General features: G+C 34.0%; 19 protein-coding genes and 2 pseudogenes. 16 read left to right on the top strand and 5 right to left on the bottom strand.

Annotated elements, in window-relative coordinates:
• Positions 1-475 precede the first annotated feature (475 nt).
• The 3 genes and pseudogenes from RYX56_RS20815 to RYX56_RS20805 form a co-directional block, all read left to right on the top strand.
• Positions 476-739: pseudogene (locus RYX56_RS20815) on the top strand (GNAT family N-acetyltransferase); the annotation flags it as partial.
• Positions 740-837: 98 nt separating this feature from the next.
• A complete protein-coding gene (locus RYX56_RS20810) occupies positions 838-1,422 on the top strand; it encodes a histidine phosphatase family protein (RefSeq protein ID WP_317123914.1) in 585 nt (194 codons plus the stop codon).
• Positions 1,423-1,478: 56 nt separating this feature from the next.
• Positions 1,479-2,156 (top strand): DUF3885 domain-containing protein, encoded by a 678-nt coding sequence (locus tag RYX56_RS20805; RefSeq protein ID WP_439108522.1) that lies wholly within the window; start codon positions 1,479-1,481, stop codon positions 2,154-2,156.
• A gap of 120 nt (positions 2,157-2,276) precedes the next feature.
• On the opposite strand, the gene RYX56_RS20800 is transcribed toward RYX56_RS20805, so the two are convergent.
• On the bottom strand, positions 2,277-2,669 hold the full coding sequence (locus RYX56_RS20800; protein ID WP_317123912.1) for a RidA family protein: 393 nt from the start codon (positions 2,667-2,669) through the stop codon (positions 2,277-2,279).
• A 503-nt stretch (positions 2,670-3,172) separates the two neighbouring features.
• Here RYX56_RS20800 and RYX56_RS20795 point away from each other — a divergent pair.
• From RYX56_RS20795 to RYX56_RS20750, 10 genes are all read left to right on the top strand, one after another.
• On the top strand, positions 3,173-4,612 hold the full coding sequence (locus RYX56_RS20795) for an aminotransferase-like domain-containing protein (protein WP_317123911.1): 1,440 nt from the start codon (positions 3,173-3,175) through the stop codon (positions 4,610-4,612).
• A gap of 478 nt (positions 4,613-5,090) precedes the next feature.
• Complete coding sequence (locus tag RYX56_RS20790) at positions 5,091-5,279, top strand: BshB3 potential contributor to bacillithiol synthesis (protein ID WP_317123910.1); 189 nt, start codon at positions 5,091-5,093, stop codon at positions 5,277-5,279.
• A gap of 27 nt (positions 5,280-5,306) precedes the next feature.
• Complete coding sequence (locus RYX56_RS20785) at positions 5,307-6,266, top strand: carbon-nitrogen hydrolase family protein (RefSeq protein WP_317123909.1); 960 nt, start codon at positions 5,307-5,309, stop codon at positions 6,264-6,266.
• A 111-nt stretch (positions 6,267-6,377) separates the two neighbouring features.
• The gene (locus RYX56_RS20780; RefSeq protein ID WP_317123908.1) at positions 6,378-7,013 is read left to right on the top strand and encodes an FMN-dependent NADH-azoreductase; all 636 of its coding nucleotides are present in this window, start codon (positions 6,378-6,380) and stop codon (positions 7,011-7,013) included.
• Positions 7,014-7,325: 312 nt separating this feature from the next.
• Positions 7,326-7,730: an Rrf2 family transcriptional regulator gene (locus RYX56_RS20775; protein ID WP_317123907.1), complete on the top strand. Its 405-nt coding sequence runs from the start codon at positions 7,326-7,328 to the stop codon at positions 7,728-7,730.
• A gap of 194 nt (positions 7,731-7,924) precedes the next feature.
• Positions 7,925-8,812, top strand: coding sequence for a nuclear transport factor 2 family protein (locus RYX56_RS20770; protein ID WP_317123906.1), 888 nt, complete (start codon positions 7,925-7,927; stop codon positions 8,810-8,812).
• An 82-nt stretch (positions 8,813-8,894) separates the two neighbouring features.
• Entirely contained in the window at positions 8,895-9,191 is a 297-nt protein-coding gene (locus RYX56_RS20765) for a DoxX family protein (RefSeq protein WP_317123905.1), read from the top strand.
• 96 nt (positions 9,192-9,287) lie between these two features.
• On the top strand, positions 9,288-9,926 hold the full coding sequence (locus RYX56_RS20760; protein ID WP_317123904.1) for an NAD(P)-dependent oxidoreductase: 639 nt from the start codon (positions 9,288-9,290) through the stop codon (positions 9,924-9,926).
• 19 nt (positions 9,927-9,945) lie between these two features.
• Entirely contained in the window at positions 9,946-10,575 is a 630-nt protein-coding gene (locus RYX56_RS20755; protein WP_317123903.1) for a DsbA family protein, read from the top strand.
• Between the two features lie 684 nt (positions 10,576-11,259).
• Positions 11,260-11,709 (top strand): GNAT family N-acetyltransferase, encoded by a 450-nt coding sequence (locus RYX56_RS20750; protein WP_317123902.1) that lies wholly within the window; start codon positions 11,260-11,262, stop codon positions 11,707-11,709.
• Positions 11,710-11,857: 148 nt separating this feature from the next.
• On the opposite strand, the pseudogene RYX56_RS20745 reads toward RYX56_RS20750, so the two are convergent.
• The 4 genes and pseudogenes from RYX56_RS20745 to RYX56_RS20730 form a co-directional block, all read right to left on the bottom strand.
• A pseudogene (locus tag RYX56_RS20745) lies at positions 11,858-13,099 on the bottom strand (IS110 family RNA-guided transposase).
• An 868-nt stretch (positions 13,100-13,967) separates the two neighbouring features.
• Entirely contained in the window at positions 13,968-14,237 is a 270-nt protein-coding gene (locus tag RYX56_RS20740) for a DUF3986 family protein (protein WP_317123901.1), read from the bottom strand.
• A 17-nt stretch (positions 14,238-14,254) separates the two neighbouring features.
• Positions 14,255-14,836, bottom strand: a complete 582-nt coding sequence (locus RYX56_RS20735; protein ID WP_317123900.1) for a hypothetical protein — start codon at positions 14,834-14,836, stop codon at positions 14,255-14,257.
• Between the two features lie 10 nt (positions 14,837-14,846).
• The gene (locus tag RYX56_RS20730; RefSeq protein ID WP_317123899.1) at positions 14,847-15,746 is read right to left on the bottom strand and encodes a S8 family serine peptidase; all 900 of its coding nucleotides are present in this window, start codon (positions 15,744-15,746) and stop codon (positions 14,847-14,849) included.
• 118 nt (positions 15,747-15,864) lie between these two features.
• On the opposite strand from RYX56_RS20730, the gene RYX56_RS20725 reads away from it, so the two are divergent.
• From RYX56_RS20725 to RYX56_RS20715, 3 genes are all read left to right on the top strand, one after another.
• Positions 15,865-16,059 carry a GNAT family N-acetyltransferase gene (locus tag RYX56_RS20725; protein WP_317123898.1) on the top strand — a complete coding sequence of 65 codons (195 nt, stop codon included), beginning with the start codon at positions 15,865-15,867 and terminating at the stop codon, positions 16,057-16,059.
• Between the two features lie 938 nt (positions 16,060-16,997).
• Positions 16,998-17,198, top strand: a complete 201-nt coding sequence (locus RYX56_RS20720) for a PspC domain-containing protein (protein WP_317123897.1) — start codon at positions 16,998-17,000, stop codon at positions 17,196-17,198.
• Between the two features lie 57 nt (positions 17,199-17,255).
• Positions 17,256-17,468, top strand: a complete 213-nt coding sequence (locus tag RYX56_RS20715) for a hypothetical protein (RefSeq protein WP_317123896.1) — start codon at positions 17,256-17,258, stop codon at positions 17,466-17,468.
• Positions 17,469-17,690 lie beyond the last annotated feature (222 nt).

The raw sequence follows: 17,690 nt of genomic DNA, 5'->3' as shown, positions 1-17,690 counted from the left end.
GATTTCAAGATACAGGGGTTAGAAAAATGGGTCCAATTGGTGAACAGTACATTATGAATTTATTGTTGTAAATACATAGTTCTTTTTAAACAAACGGGTAGCATTCCTTCAATAAGGGATGCTTTTTTCTTTGTCAATAAAAAGGAAATTAATGTTAAACTAAAGGGGCAGGTTGATCGAAAGAAGAAATTGAATAAATAGGTAGTATTTAAAGGAAGTAATTTTGTTGTTCCAAATGAGAATAGTTCATTAAAGATTGATTAACAGGGAGCTGGAAGCTGAAAAATAAAAAAAGAAATAGAGACGGCTTTTTTAAAGATACCCTAATTCTAATTGAACTAATTGGTGAAGTCGTTTGGAACATCTTAATGTTTATACCAAGATTGATAAGTCGCTTAATAAGCAACAATGACGAATAGAACAATCAATTTTATAAAGCAGGTGCGTTGGTCTAGAAGAATTAAGCCCCTTGGCCATCCCAAAATGTCATATTGGTTATTGGATTAACACAAGATTTAGTGGTAATGGATATATGCTCGAGGCAGTAAAAACATTATGTGAATTGGGTTTACATCCTATGAATTTTAAGGGAATTGAAATCAGATGTGAATCTACAAACCTAAAGAGTCGTTCTATCCCTGAAAAGTTAGGTTATGAATTAGAAGGAGTTTTAAAGAATGAGGATTTATCAGCAGATGGTAGAAAACTAACTGATACTTGTATGTATGCCAAAGTTTAAGAAAAATACATTGTGAAGATTTATACTTAAAGTAACGGAGCAGCAGGTTAGTTGAATAAGGATTTGTTAAAGAAAATAATGGTATCGAGGAGATAAAGATGGAAATATCATTGATTAGACATGGAAGATCACAGCTAACTGAAAATAATAGAATCACTTGTTTGCAGTTTAAGCATTGGGTTGAAAAGTATGATAATCATGGAGTAGTTGAAGAAATGACTTTGCCTTCCGACATAATAGAAAAAGTAGTAAATGCAAAAATGGTGGTTACCAGTGATTTAAAGAGGGCTATTCATTCAGCCAATTTGTTGAGCCCCGAATTAGAAATTATATCAGATCCTTTATTTCGGGAAACTGAATTACCTATTATTCCATTTGAATTTTGGAATGTAGAATTAAGACCGAGTATCTGGGCAGTTATATTAAGATTAGTTTGGTTCTGTGGTTATTCTAACGAATGTGAGTCTTTGACTATTGCAAAGCTTAGGGCAAAAAAAGCATCCCGGCAGTTAATTGATTATGCAGACAAACATAAATCAGTAGTATTAGTGGGACATGGCTTTTTTAATATGTTAATAGCAAAAGAATTGCAAAAAAATGGGTGGGCAGGAAAAAGAAAAGCGGGTGCTAGACATTGGAATTGTACAACCTATTCCTTTTTCAACAAACGGGTGCATTCGTAATAAGAGTAATCGAATACCTGCTATTATATTACTAAAATAAAAGGGGATAAATGGAGGTGAATGTAATAAACAATTTATCGCAATTTATGAAAGAGCATTTTAATAATCTTAATCTAAGACCACCTCTATTTTACTTATGGAAATATGGTATCCGTTTTGAAATTTCTATGCCTTGGGTGGAACATGAGGATAAAGATAACCTTCAGCAAATAAATGAAAGAACGGTTACAATATTTAACAAGGTGTTTAATCAGGAGGATGAAATATTCCTTATTACAGACATACATTGTGAAAAAAGTGAGACATTCTTGCAAAAGAGACCGACAAAAGTTTATCAGAAATATATAAAGAACAAGGAGACAGTAAGAAAACTTCAACATACAATCTTGCCAAGTGTTTTTTTGGAAGAAGATGGAGAAGATTATGCAGAGATGGTCACGCATAGATTTGTTCTGTCCTGTAAAAAGAAGGACATTCGATACAAAGCACTCTTGACTGCCATTAGTTATGAGGATTTCCCACATCCAGAGCAAATTCTAAAAGGGTTCCCACGAAATGGAATTGATATTTATTTAGTCAATATTACAAAGAAAATGATTTACCACCTATATGACGACCGAGGTTGTGACGTTATTGCTTCTAATAAAGAGGATTTATATTCGCTTTACCAAGATTGTAACGATTGGATATTGGACTATGACCGAGATGAAATTGAAAAAAGATTATTGAGCTAACGGGAGCGATACTTTAATAAAGAAGGATCGCTTTTTTATTGAAGCAACTAGCAGGATTATTGAAGTAAAACAAGAGTAGAAGTAAAAAAAAAGGAACAGTGATAAACTGTTCCTTTTATGTCAAACTTCAGCACACCATAGTTCAATTTCAACTTTCAATTCGGGCAATCCTAATGCAGTAATATAGGCAACTGTCATAGATGGGTATGTAGTTCCAAATAACTCTTCCCACAGGGAATCTAAATAATCCCAATCTATTTCTTCTGTAGCCCATATATTAACCTTTATAACGTTCTCTTCAATCAATCCTTCTGATTCAAGTACCTTTTTCATGTTTGCAAAAGTATTTGTGATTTGGTCGTTTAAATTTGAAGGAACATTGCCATCCATATCTGTTCCTATTTGACCCGATGTTACAAATAAACCCGCACCTTTTGGCACTCTAGTGATATGACTGTAGTTGCCCACTGGTTTTGGCATAAACTCAGGATTTTTCCTAGTGATTTTTTGCATAATATTCCCTCACTCACTATAAATTTTTATGCTTATTTTCTGAATTAGACATACTTCACCAATTCCTGTATATCTAAAAGAAAACAGCAGTAGAGTATCCATAGCCCATAGGTAAGAACATAAGTATTTTCTTTTTCATGACCTGAACACTTCCTTTTTTTATAGTGTGAGAACCAACTAATATATTTATAAAATTGATACTACCATAACGGTATATGTTTTGTCTAAATTTGGATTTTTTAGATTCTATTATTACACTTACTTTACTAACGGGTGCGATTGCTTTATAAGGACAGTCGCTTCTTGTGCTAACGGAGCAGTTTGGGGAAAAAGGAACGTCATTTCTTAATACATAGTAGACTCATACTACGCAGTAGATAACTTTCAAAATATGGAGATAGTTGTCGAAAAGGTATGTTTAAATTAAATGTTATTCTATATTTATTAATGGTATCTAAATTGATTAAGATATCCTCAATTGAAATATACAAGGGTGATAAACAATGGACTGGAAACCTGATAGAAATGTTAAGAAACCAATATATAAACAAATAGTTGAGTATATTGAACAAGGGATTTCCTCCGGCTTGTTTCCAGGAGATAGTCTTTTACCTTCGGAGCGTGCTTTAGCCAAAGAGTTAAATGTAAATCGTAGTACAGTGGTCTCAGCTTATGAGGAGCTGCAGTCCCTTGGAATTGTTGATCGTAAAAAAGGTAGTGGAACTAGGGTAAGTACAGATATCTGGGGGATAGCACATAAGCGTATACCGAATTGGGGCCGCTATGTAGAAGATGGTTCGTTTTTACCGAATCTTCCGTTGGTCCAGAAAATCCGTACGGAAATTCAAAAAAATAACCTTGTGAACTTGGCTAGTGGAGAATTGTCTGCTGGTTTGATGCCGACAGAGGCTTTTCAGAATATACTTTCGAATCAACCATTTTTAGGGAGCCTTGGTTATGACCATCAGCAAGGGAACGAAGCTCTTAGGCATACTTTAGTATCTCATGTAAGAGAATATAAGGAGATTAATACGAACTCATCTTCTATTCTTATTACATCAGGTGCACAACAGGCTCTACATTTAATAGTAGAGTGTTTACTCAAACCAGGAGATGCTGTTGCAATTGAGGATCCTTCTTACTGTTATTCTCTCCCATTATTCCAATCAGCTGGATTACGAACTTTCCTTCTACCAGTTGATAAACATGGTGCTAATCCTGAAGATTTAATGGCCTTGCATAAGAAGCATCGTATTCGGATGGTTTTTTTAAATCCCGATTATCAAAACCCAACTGGAACGATTATGAATATTTCAAGACGTAAGAAATTTCTTGAGATCTCTACTGAGCTTGGTATCCCTATTATTGAAGATGATCCATATAGCCTTACTTCCTTTAATGGTGAAGTGAATCCAACTCTTAAATCATTGGACACTAATGGGAATGTTTTATATGTCAGTTCATTATCTAAGATTGTTGCATCAGGACTTCGGATTGGTTGGATTATCGGACCATCACAGGTCATTCAACGTCTTGCAGATGCAAAACAGCAAGTAGATTTTGGCCATAGTGTCTTCCCTCAGTGGATTGCAAATGAATTTTTAGGATCTGAATATGTTCATTCACATATAAAAACGATTCGAACTCAACTAAAACTTCGAAGAGATGAAATTGTATTAGGTTTAGAAGAAGTAATGGATGATCAAATTGAATTTTTGACTCCAGCAGGAGGAATTCACTTATGGTGTAGAATCAAAGCAACAATAAATGAACACAAGTTACTTGAAGAATCGATTAATAATGGAGTGGTATTTGTCCCGGGAAGCATTTTAGGTTCCAATAATGGTTATATCCGTTTTACGTTTGGACGGGGAGAATTAGGTTTAATCCGTCAAGGAATTACAAGATTTGCTGAATCATTTAATATATTAAGAAAGAGTTAGTAAAATGGTGAAAGAATCGAATAATAAGAACAATTATTTAGTTTTGAATAATTAAAGTTAGAACGCTGGAATTTAATTTAATTCCAGCGTTTTTATATTAAGTGACTGATTCCATCTGGTTCCTAGAGGAATAAACTTAAGTGTTGCACCATTTGCTTTAGTACCCATCAATCGTATTAGGTTAGGAAGATGAAGAAATTTGTGAGAACGTATTCGGTATTAGTGGAGAGGGGCATATTCGTTGTTCCTATGCCTCTTCGATTGATTCTCTAGAGAAAGCAACAAATAAAATTAAACGTTTTTTAGAAAGGTTACATAACAAAAATGATGTTAACAATATGTTGTGCAGGCGTGGATGACAAGTTAGTTATAGTAATTTAAAAAGTGGATGAGGAAATTATTTAAAAAGTGGATGGTTTCAACATATATAAATAGTAGTTAAACTTAAGTATCAGAGTAAAGACTTACAGGAGGTAATATGAAGTTTTTAATTGTTCTAGCTGCAATTGTTTGTGTTGTGGCACTAGTCATTACTTTAGCTCTTACAAAAGCAGAAGACACTAGTTACAGCAGTAATCGCAGTGTAAATAATCAACTAATTATGTATATTGTATTAATTCCAGTTACTGCGCTTATTATAGTTCTCTGTTGGGTATTTTTCTTTTAAATAACTTGAAAATTAAGGAGAGGAACAATGGTGCAAAAACAATCAACTGTACGAGTAGCTGTTGTACAGGCATCTTCCGTTCTGTTTGATTTAAAAGCTAGTACGGAAAAGGCTGTATCCATTATTAAGGAAGCTGGCGAAAAGGGAGCTAACATTGTCGTTTTTCCAGAAGCCTTTATCCCTGCTTATCCAAGAGGTATGAGCTTCGGAACAAGTATTGGAAGCAGAGCTCCAGAAGGAAGAAAGGACTGGTTGAAGTATTTAGAGAATTCAGTTCCTGTCCCGAGTGAGACAACCCAAGTATTAGGGGAGGCTGCTCGAAAAGCTGGAGTTTATCTAATTATCGGTGTCATCGAACGAGATAATGCTAGGAGTAGGGGTACTGTCTATTGCACTGTTTTATTTTTCGGGCCGGATGGGAGCTTGCTTGGAAAACATCGGAAATTGAAGCCAACAGCTGCCGAACGAATTGTCTGGGGAGAAGGCGATGGGAGCACTTTAGCTGTATTCGATACACCTTTCGGAAAAATTGGCGCACTCATTTGCTGGGAAAATTATATGCCTTTGGCAAGAGCAGCGATGTATGAAAAGGGTGTAGAAATTTTTATTACACCAACAGCTGATTCCCGAGATTTATGGCAATCCACGATTCGTCATATTGCAGCGGAAGGTAGATGTTTTGTCCTATCATCCAATCAATATGTTACAAAAGACATGTATCCTACTGATCTAGCTTGTTATCATGAATTAGAATCCTCACCAGAAGTAATGTGTAGAGGCGGTAGTGCGATTGTTGGCCCTTTAGGAGATTACATTATAGAGCCCGTTTATGATAAAGCGGAAATTCTATTTGCAAATCTTGACTTACGTGAAATATCAACCAGTCAATTTGATTTTGATGTGGTTGGCCACTATTCACGACCAGATGTATTTCAGTTGATTGTGAATGAGGAGAAGAAAGAAAATGTTAAGTGGGTAAAATACTAATAAAAGATAAGGTTTAATTTTTTCTTTATATTTCATTTCAAAATCTTATATATTTTTATTTCATGCACAAACAAGAATGACAAACAAGGTAAAAGAAAGGAAGTAAGGAAATTGACAAAAGTATTGTATATTACAGCACACCCACATGATGATACTCAGTCTTATAGTATGGCAGTAGGTAAAGCCTTTATTGATACCTACAAAGAAGCAAATCCTAATGACGAAGTTGTGAATGTTGATCTTTATAAAGAGAATATTCCACAAATAGATGTTGATGTTTTTAGTGGTTGGGGAAAACTCCATTCAGGAAAGGGATTTGAAGAGCTATCAGCAGATGAAAAGGAAAAAGTAGGTCGATTATCGGAACTATGTGAACAATTTATTTCAGCTGATAAGTATGTTTTCGTAACACCTTTGTGGAATTTTTCTTTTCCACCAGTATTAAAAGCTTATATCGATTCAGTTTCTGTTGCTGGAAAAACATTCAAATATACAGAAGAAGGTCCAGTAGGTCTATTAACTGATAAAAAAGCTTTACATATTCAAGCTCGTGGAGGGATTTATTCAGAAGGACCAACTGCTGCTATGGAAATGGGGCATCGTTATTTAAATGTCATTATGCAGTTCTTTGGAGTACCTTCGTTTGAAGGTTTATTTGTTGAAGGTCATGCAGCAATGCCTGATAAAGCACAAGAAATTAAAGGAAATGCAATTGCAAGAGCTAAGGACCACGCCCATATATTTTAAATTTACTAAGGAGCCAACGGACGTTGGTTCTTTCTTTATAACTAGGCTTATGTTGAAGAAAAACAAGAGTACGAACAGAGCAATTTACTGGACAGTACAAATACTAATAATTAAGAGGCGGTTACTACAAAGTAATCGTCTTCCTTACACTTTATCAGCCAAATAAAGAGAATTCCTTTAGCAACTTAATCATGATACTGAGGCAGAAAATCAATATTGTATTTTGAAGAGTAGTTATCCTCCTTTAATTAATTCTATAGGTTGACAAAAATATATAGATGTCACTAATATTGTTACGAAGGAGTGATTAACATGATTAATACTCGTCTTTCTGTTGCGATTCATATCTTGGCTCTAGTTGCTACTAATCACAAGCTATCTTCTGAACAGATTGCTGATAGTGTGACAACTAATCCAGTTGTAATTAGACGAATTAGCAGTGAATTAAAAAAGGCTGGATTATTAACATCAAGAGCTGGGGTATCTGGTTTTTCATTAACTAGAGATCCAAAAGAGATTACGTTATTTGACGTATATAAAGCTGTTCATCTAGAAAAAGAGTTATTTTCCATACATGATAAACCAAATCCTAATTGTCCCGTTGGAAAAAAAATACAAGGTACATTGGATGTTACTTTTAAAAGTGTCCAATCTTCAATGGAAAATGAATTAAATAATAAAACGCTTCAAGAAGTTATGGATCATCTCTTTAAATAAAGGGATGGTTTTTTTATCTAAACTATAATAAATTTTTAAAAAATATTGTTGACAAAATAACCTGTAACAATTATAGTTACATTTAGGTTGATCAACCAAATATATAAAGTTACACTCTCATAAAAGTGAGAGAAAAATTTTTTAATCAAGTTGTAACTATTGTTGTTACAATTAAATTATAAGGAGTGAGGAATATGAATAAGAGTATTTTATCAATTAGTCTTTTCTTGGTTTTAGCTATGTTATTAGTGGCATGTGGTTCTAATAATAGCTCAGAAATAACAGAAAAGAACTCTAATCAAAGTCAGGAGGTAAGCGAAATGACGAATAAAGAAAAAGCTGTAGCAGTCTTAGAGAGTTTAGAAAGCGGAGAAAAGAAGGCTGTGGAGGATTTTATAAGCTCTGAAAAATATATACAACATAATTTGGATTTTGAGAATGGAAGAGAAGGATTAATCGGTTCCTTAGATTACCTAAAATCAGTTGGAACAAAAGTTGATGTTAAGCGTGTTATTGAAGATGGAGATCTAGTAGCGGTACACTCAGAATATGAACTTAATGGTCCAAAAGCTGTTTTTGATATTTTTAGATTTGAGAACGGTAAAATTGTTGAGCATTGGGATAATATTCAGGAAACCGTTACGGATACAGCTAGTGGACATTCCATGTTAGATGGAGAAACAGAAATTAAAGATGTAGATAAAACAGCAGAAAACAAAGAACTAGTTGAGAACTTTGTGAAAGATGTTTTGATGGGACAAAATCCTGATAAATTAACATCGTATTTCGATGGAGATAATTATATTCAACATAACCCATATATTGCCGACGGTTTATCAGGGCTGGGAAAAGCTTTAGAAGAATGGGCAAAACAAGGGATTACAATGCAGTATGATAAAGTTCATTTAGTAGTAGCAGAGGGTAATTTTGTATTAACGGTAAGTGAAGGTACCTTAGGAGGCAGTCATACTTCATTCTATGATTTGTTTAGAGTGGAGAGCGGAAAGATTGCAGAACACTGGGATGTATTAGAAACAATTCCACCAAAAGATGAGTGGAAAAATAATAACGGTAAATTTTAACATATAGCGATATATGGCAGTAAGAAAGTAAAGAAGGACACGTTTGATGTGATACAGTGCAATTAGAAGGGGAAATTTGCTAATGTTGTTAGCTATGATACAAATTTTAATGGGTTTACTCTTTGTGTGCCTATCCATACTAACTTTAGTGGGGACAAAATATACAAACAAAAAATTTGAACAGCTGGGTTTGCCTAAATATTTTCGCTATGTAACAGGTTTAGTTCAGTTTATTGGTGGAAGTACGATGCTTTTAGGAAGTATTTGGTATTCAAACATCGTTATACTTGGTGGGGCATGGATAGCGATGACAATGGTAGTTGGGATTGTTCTAAGGATAAGGACTAATGATTCATTACAATCAATGCTCCGGCAATAACTATCGGTATCATTGCTTTGGTTGTTAGTCTTTTAGCGTTAATTTGAAATAAATAAATGTAATTAATAAATCTAACATTTTTAGGAGGAATATAAGATGAAGATTGGTATTATTGGTGCAAGCGGAAAAGCAGGAAGTATTATTTTAAAGGAAGCTGTTAGTCGTGGACATGAAGTGACAGCTATCGTGAGGGATAAATCAAAACTTAAAGACACGAATGTTGAGGTAATTGAAAAGAATATATTAGACCTTACTCCAGATGATGTTAAGAACTTTGAGGTAGTCGTAAATGCTTTTGGTGCTCCTCTTGGTGAAGAGCAAGCACACGTTGATGCTGGACATGCTTTAATTGAGGCACTAAAAGAAACAAATACAAGAGCAATTACTGTAGGTGGAGCTGGAAGTCTTTATGTAGACGAAAACAAAACAGTTACGGTTTTGGAAACACCTGATTTTCCGGATATATTTATCCCTACAGCTAAAGGGCAAGGACGTAACTTACAAGAATTACAGGAAACTTCTAATATTACATGGACATTTATTAGTCCTTCTGCAGTGTTTGATGCCGAAGGAAAAAGAACTGGTTCATATCAATTTGGAAAAGACAACCTTTTGGTTAATTCAAAAGGTGAAAGCTATATTAGCTATGCAGACTATGCTATTGCAGTTTTAGATGAAATTGAAAATCCAAAACACATAAACGAAAGGTTTACTGTCGTTGGCGAAAGAGAATAGAATAAAAGGAGATTATACTATGAATAATAAGGAGCTTGCTCTTATCTACGTGTGGGATGCATACTGTGGCTGGTGTTATGGTTTCTCGAAAAGCCTAAAAGTCTTTCATGAGAAACACCCTGAACTACCCCTTACTGTTTTGTCTGGAGGTCTATTTGTTGGCGAACGTAAGCAACCTATTGGGTCCTACACACACATCCCAGAAGCAAACAAGCGGATCAGTCAGCTTACTGGTGCAGAGTTTGGTGCATCCTATCAATCATTGTTGAAAGAAGGGACTTTTATCTTGGATTCTGAGGCGGCTGCAATTGGTTTTTCTGCATTGCGTTCCTTCGCACCAGAACGTTCCTTGAATTTAGCCTCGTCCATGCAACGTGCGTTTTATTATGAAGGTAAGAGTCTTAGTGATCCAACAACTTACCGAGAAATTGCTATTGCTCATAATCTTGATCCAGAGGCAGTTGTGGCTCGCTTCGCGGACGTGGCAACGATCAAAGATGCCCAAGCTGACTTTATGAAGGTTCAGCAGCTTGGTATCCATAGCTACCCTACATTACTTCTGCAAAGAGGTAATGAATATATTGGGCTTGGTGGAGGTATTATGACCGCTGAGAAGATGGAGGATCGTTTAAATAGGGTTATTTCATAAATACCTCCTTAATAGATAAATGAATTAACTTAAACCGACCTTATTCCATTAGAAGGTCGGTTTTTCGATATAAGAATTTTGCAGACTCAATGAAGATGAATAAAGAAGTATATATATTTATAAAAACAATTAATCCAAGTTGACTATAAGAGAATATGAAGTATTGTACTAAAATATCGGATAGCTTATATGTAATAAGAAAAACAGTAAAGTCATTACTGCGCAGTACAAGGATACTGCGCATTCAAACAAAGTCTATTTTTTATTAACTTTGTGAAAAAGTGTACTTAAAGTAACGGGAGTATTCCTTCAACAAGGAATGCTTTTTCTATGTCAAAGAAAAGGAAATTAATGTTAAACTAAAGAAGCAGAATACTTTTAGAAGAAAATGAGAGGAAAAGGTGGAATGATGGGTTTTATATTTGTATTTTTTTCTATCTGGATTTGTAGTTTTACAATTGGAAGGTTGTTTAGCTTATTAGGAGGAAAATGGAGCCCTTTTGGAAAAACTTATTGGAAAAATGATTTGTTAATTTCTTTTACCCAAGCTTTAATTATTTCTATTATTTTTGTTTTCATCCTAAGTTAACGGGTGCGATTGTTCAAGAAAGGGTAATCGTTTCTTCTTGTTGAAGTAACGGAGCAGTTTAGTGGAAGAAGAAAAAAACAGAATGAGGGGTTCCCTTGATTAAAATAATTGACATTAGTAATCGAAAAAACGCTGTAGATATTTTAAACATTCAAATACCATCATATAAGGTAGAGGCAGAAATAATTGGTTCATATGAAATACCACCATTAAAGGATACGGTTCATACTTTGCAGCATTGCGGAGAGACTTTCTCTGGTTATTATGAAAATGAAATACTATGCGGAGTAATATCTATAAAAGTAGATGATGATGAAGTTGATATACATAGGTTAATCGTACATCCAAACCATTTTAGAAAAGGAATTGCACAGTTGCTTTTAAATTTTATTGAAACTAAGTTCGAGGTTGAAACAATAAAAGTAGCAACAGGTTCTAAAAATACTCCTGCAGTTAGTTTTTATAAAAAGAATGGAATTCAAAATATTAAAGAGTTCATAGTAAATGAACAACTATCCTTAACCTTTTTTGAAAAGAAATTATAATTTTCTTATTGAAGTAAACTAGCTAATAGTTTGTCAAGATTTTTCGATAAAAAAATTAAATTGCACATGCTATACAAAAAATGAGTATACCAAATAACCTACCAATTCATATCTTTTGGAAGGTTTTGGTCTATCTAGTTAGACATTGCTATACAGCTACATCTTGGAAAGGTGCCTTGTTTTTAAGTAAAGCATAAATCCATTGTAAGAGTTTATTGACACAAGCAATGACGGCGACTCTAAAGGGTTTACCTTCTTCTCGTTTTTTATCGTAAAACGCTCTGAGTCTCTTGTTCCGGGCAATAATTTCGTCGGTTGTCTTTTGCTTACGAGAATCTCTAATCCCGCATTGAACAGCCATAACAAGACATGTCTTAGTCTAGAAGAGCCTCTTTTGGTTATCCGATTAACGGAAGCTGTAAACTTCCCTGAAGAGTAAACACTAGGGTCGACTCCAGCGAATGCAACCAACTTCTTTGGGTGATTAAACCGATCTATTTCACCGATCTCAGAAATAATCGTGGCTGCGATCTTTTCTCCAATTCCCGGAATAGATTGGATAATCTGATATTCTTCCATTTCTTTCGTAAGGGCATCTATCTCAGCTGCGATGTTGGATAGGTGCTCTTGGTATTGAAGAACGATGTTCGTCAACATCTCCAAGTTGAAAATATGACTCTCATACAAATTCGTTTGGAATGGGTTGCGCAAGGCAGCCTCTCTCAGCTTTTGCGCCCTTTCAATGGCCCACCTCTCAGAACGCTTTTTTACATAATGAAGCGATCTTTTCGACCAAGACAGACTTATCCACTTGTAAGACTGCCTCTAAAGTTGGAAAGGTCTGCAGGGTTAATAACGACACCTTCGAATACAAACTACCAAATACGCTTCTGAATTCAGGAAACACCTGATTCAATAAGGAATGAAGTTGTAGTTTGGTATTCGCCGAGACTTCAGCCATCGTCTCTTGTTGTCTGGTCAAATTACGAAGATTTAAGAGTTGAATCCCTCGTTTTTTATAGGGTTCAAGCTCCTCCTTGTAGTAAAGCTCGCACAAATGATACGCATCAACGGCATCTGTTTTTACCTTGCGTAAGCTCGAACTTTTTGCTCGATGCGAAATAAGTGGGTTGATGACAATATACACGTACTTTTGGTCCTCTAGAAACTGAATCACAGATAGATGATAATGAACTGTCGACTCTAAAACCACAGAAGGTGGTAGTCCTTGTGCTGATTGTTCGACTTCTTGAAGAAATGCCAAGAATGTCTCGAGACCCTCACGATCATGTTTAATACTGAAACTCTTACGATAAGGCTTTCCCTTGTCCAAGAAGGCTTGAACCTGACTTTCTCCTTTTGAGACATCCAGACCGATGACTGGATTCATTGCTTATCAACTCCTAGAAATAAATTAGTCGGTAACCCCTAAAGCTTCTTGTAGTGTCATAGGTTCGCTTGTTAAACGGGATCATTCTATGTCCCAACCAGCCTGAAACATGTTCATACAAGTAGGGGGCGAACAGTTTAGCTAACGGGATCAAATCCCACGGGTGCGACGTTCTACCCCAACTACCGCTATCATAAGACCATAAAAAATAAGGTCAACCAGAAATATTTTCTTATCTGGCTAACCTTATAATACGAACGGGTGCAATCCTTGAATAAGCAGGGATTGTCTTTTTCTTGTTGAAGTAAAGGAGCAGATTAGCACAATAGGGGGATTAAGGGGAACGGAATATTTAATTGGATATAATCGCATTATCTGCATTCTTTATTGTTTTATATATCAATTTATTTATAACAGTGTTTTATTTAATCAAGTTAGTTGGATTGGCATATAAAAGAAAAGAATTAGTATTTCGTAATTATGGAACCTTCGCTATATATACAATAATTGAAAGTTTTATTTTGGCGATGATACCACCCGTTATTTTATTAGTAGGCTAGGAAATTATTTAAATTAGCGTTAAAATTAAACTCTTCCCCTGACATCAGTCTGGTTCATTTCCTAATTCTCTTAAAATGGATGCAATTTTATTCCCTTTTCATAATGATTTAATAAGTCTTATTTCTGTTTATTCTATTCCCACTTCTAAAAATTGAAACAATTAGAGCACAATAAAGAAAGTAGATTTTATGGATAAGTTTCAAATACTTAAACCTGTACAGAAAAAGGCTCGAATTATCATCTAAGATGATAATTCGAGCCTTTCAACATATTTTTAAATGATTATACTTCGAGTTCTTCATTAAAATTATAGGGATTCTAGGAATTTTTTCAATAATTGATTACCTTGTTCTTGTGTTAAACCCGGTGTAGAAATATCGTAAATTGCCACAAGGTGACCAAAGTCATTTATAAAGGGATAAACGCTTTTGTTTGAAATTTTAATCTCGTAAGTTTCATCATTATAGAATAGACACCATATATCTTTTTCATAAACTTTTAAAAATATTCCTTCAATATCTTGATCATCTTCATAATAACCTACATGCAAATGAAGGTTTTCATCAAAAAGCATCATAAAAGGACACCCACTTTTTAGAATATAGTATGATGTGTTCCCAAATTAGGCGGTACATGATAATGAAGTACGTGTTTTCCGCCTGTTTTTATAGGGAAATAGTCTAGTCTAAATACTACAGACCCACCTTTTTTTAGTCTTACTTGTATAATTCTCCCACCACCACCAGCGCCTTCTAGTATGTAAGTGTTAGGGGCATTGATTGCCTTCTGTACATGAGGTCTAGCGATTGCCCAACCTTTTTTCATTCCTTCTTTTCCTACTTTAGAAGTTAATAATCTGATTGCTGCTGCTGCAATGGGAACCCACTGACCACCAACACTATTTTCATGGATAGATACATCTTGTTCAGTAAGTATAAGGTGTTCTTCAAGTTGCAGAAAAACTTCATCTTCATATAGAAAATCAAATTCTTCTTCATAATTAGATAAATCAACATCTGTAAGATCTACGTCAGTTGCTTCACTTATCTCCTCAATAACGGTTTCATCAATTACAACATGATCATTGAGTACTTCATTAGATGCTAAAGCTGAAGATGGACTAACTGATGCAATGATTACTAGTAACGACACGATAAAAAGATTAAATTTCTTCATTCATATACTCCTATTTAATTTTATTTAACAATTTGATAGGGTCAAATATGTTATAACCATCTATTATATCATAATCACCTTCAATTTCCACCCTATTATTGATTTTATTTCCTTTTTCCTCTATCTTTAATGCTATAAAACCAGCCATATATGCAGATGCCATAGATGTTCCACTACTAATCAAATAATCCCCATTAATAGAATGACTATTAATGTACTGACCTGGTAATAAATAATCTAATTCCTCACCTAAGGTAGTTCCTTTCCATATTTCATTATTTTTGTCTAAAGCACCAACTGCCACTACGTTCTCATATTTGGCAGGATAAAAAATATCAACAGTATCTTGTAAACCAAAATTACCTACAGATGAAACAACTGTTATGTTATTATCTGCTGCTTTGTCTATAACATTCTTTAGAGCTTTGTCATCATTAACTGTTCCAAATGACATTAAAATGATATCTACATTTTTACTTATAGACCATTCAACCGCTTTTACTATATTTTCAATATTACCTTCTAGTTTTTCATCAAGTGCTTTTGCTATGTATAAATCAGAATCAGGCGCAACACCGATCTCGGTAGATCCTATTATTCCTGCTAAATGTGTTCCATGTCCATGATCATCTGAAAAGTCATTTGTGTCTTCTAGGATATTAATACCTTCTACTATATTAATTGATGAATTGCTAACACCAGTATCTATAATTGCAATTTTAACTCCTGTACCTTTTAATCCATAGTTAGAATGAATATTATCTATATTAAGATATCCATGAGCCCAATTTGTATCAAGAAATTCTGCGGTTCTTTTAGGGACTGACGAAGTATTTTTAAAGTAGAACAAATAGCTTAATACACTTATAATAAAAAAGGAAATTAATATGATACTTATTCTTTTATACACTAAACACACTACCCCTTGCTTTATATTATCTACTAAATTATACCTATTAAAATACATTATTACCATATTTTTATGACAGTAATTTAAAATTTGTGGAATGGGTTTAGAACACTGATATATGGAAGATGTAATCGTTCATCCTCAATCTCAAGGAATGGGAACTGGAGTTGAGTTGGTAAAGGAATTATTGCAAGAGTCTAAACGATTTGGATTAAAAATTGTAACAGTTTCATACGAGGAAAACAAAACTAAATTTTATAAAGCATGTGGCTTTACAGCTGGTACAGGAGGATTATGGCTATCATCGAAATGAAAAATTTTACTCAACTAAGGGGAGCTTTAACACAATAAGCTAAATGAAAAAAGTAGGTTCTTAAAGGGTCAATTTTTTTTATGTTCCTAACGCAATATAGCGAATAAAACGCGTGCAAAAAAACATCTAAAGTAATAAAAATTGATTCACCCAATGTAAAAGTAAATTCATAAGGAATTGATAATGTTGAGGATGGAGATTTAATCAATACTGGTGATGAGGAAGAAGAAATTGACGAGAATGCTTATAGCGTAGTTGCTATATGGAATTGGCAGAAGCAAAATTATTATTTTAAAAAATAAGAGGTGAAGAACATTGCTAATAAATTGTGATAAATTTATCGTAGAGGAACTTCAAAAAGAAGGCTACTATTTGGATTATAAAAAGGTTGTTGAAATCTACAAAAAATCACGTCAAAGTAATGGATATAAGAGAAGGCAACTTCGTAAAGAACGAGAAAGAATTTAGATGGAAAAAATAGAGGAACCTATGCTTGAAAATGAATAATTAAGCATAAGTTCCTACCCAAACTTTTAAAAAATAGCGAAGATTCCAGAAGGTACTAAAGTGGAACAGGATATAGAGTTAATTAAAACAAGCACCATAAACTGCGGTAATTCCAAATAATGCACCTAATTCTGTTTTAATTTGACTGCCATATGCAGCAGTCGCTCTATTTACGGTTTAAAAACCAGTATTTTTTAAGGGGGTCCCTATTATTAGCAATAATATTAGTACATCTATGTTCATAGTAGCTTTTTTTCTTTTTGTTGTCGGAATTTTAACTGCCTTTGACGCTATAGGTAATGCGTTGAGTACTACTTTATTTATTGTTTTATTTGTAATCTCAATAATTATTAAAATCCTAGAATTATTAAAGAAAAGCAAAAAAGATAACTAGTTTTTTAAATGGTAAAATGTATGCAAAGAGAGATTATATGAGCGGGGTATATGGATTGAAAAATAAGTTAAGAAAGTCATCAACAGATAAGTCTATAACAGGTGTTTGTGGTGGTATAGCCGAATATTTCGGTATTTCTTCATTTGCGGTAAGACTTATATTTATATTTTTACCTGCCAATATACTTATATATTTAATTCTTACTAATGCAATGTCTGATAGCCCTCCGTCATTATAAATTGATATTGAAGTAACGGGGAGCTTATTTGTAAGAAGAGTATTTGGAGGTGATGTAATGAGTAGTTCAAAGAGAAATAAGAAATTTGAAATTGGTTTTCATATAATTATTTTTGTATTTGCGATAGGTGTTATCGTATCAACAATTATAGGAGCAAGTGAACTGGATAGAGCAACTCTGTATCTAACACTGGGAATTGTGATTGGGATTGGAAGTTTATATCAAATTTATAAAATTATTAAAAGCAGAAAAGAGAGCTTAAACATTTGAAGTGTTGTAAAATAATACACTTAAAGTAACGGAGGCATTCCTTCAACAAGGGATGCTTTTTTGTTTGTCATCGAAAAGGAAATTAATGTTAAAATAAAGAGGTTAGACAGTGGTGCTAAGTTAATTAGAAATGACTTTTTAAAAAGGAGAGAATGCAAGAGGAGTTAAGTATTAAGAGCAGGTATTAGATTTTATGTTTTATGTTTTATTTACTATCAATTA

This window comes from Alkalihalophilus lindianensis (genome assembly GCF_032843265.1).
Taxonomy (GTDB): Bacteria; Bacillota; Bacilli; order Bacillales; family Bacillaceae_D; genus Alkalihalophilus; species Alkalihalophilus lindianensis.
This window is presented reverse-complemented; position numbering and strand designations above follow the sequence as displayed.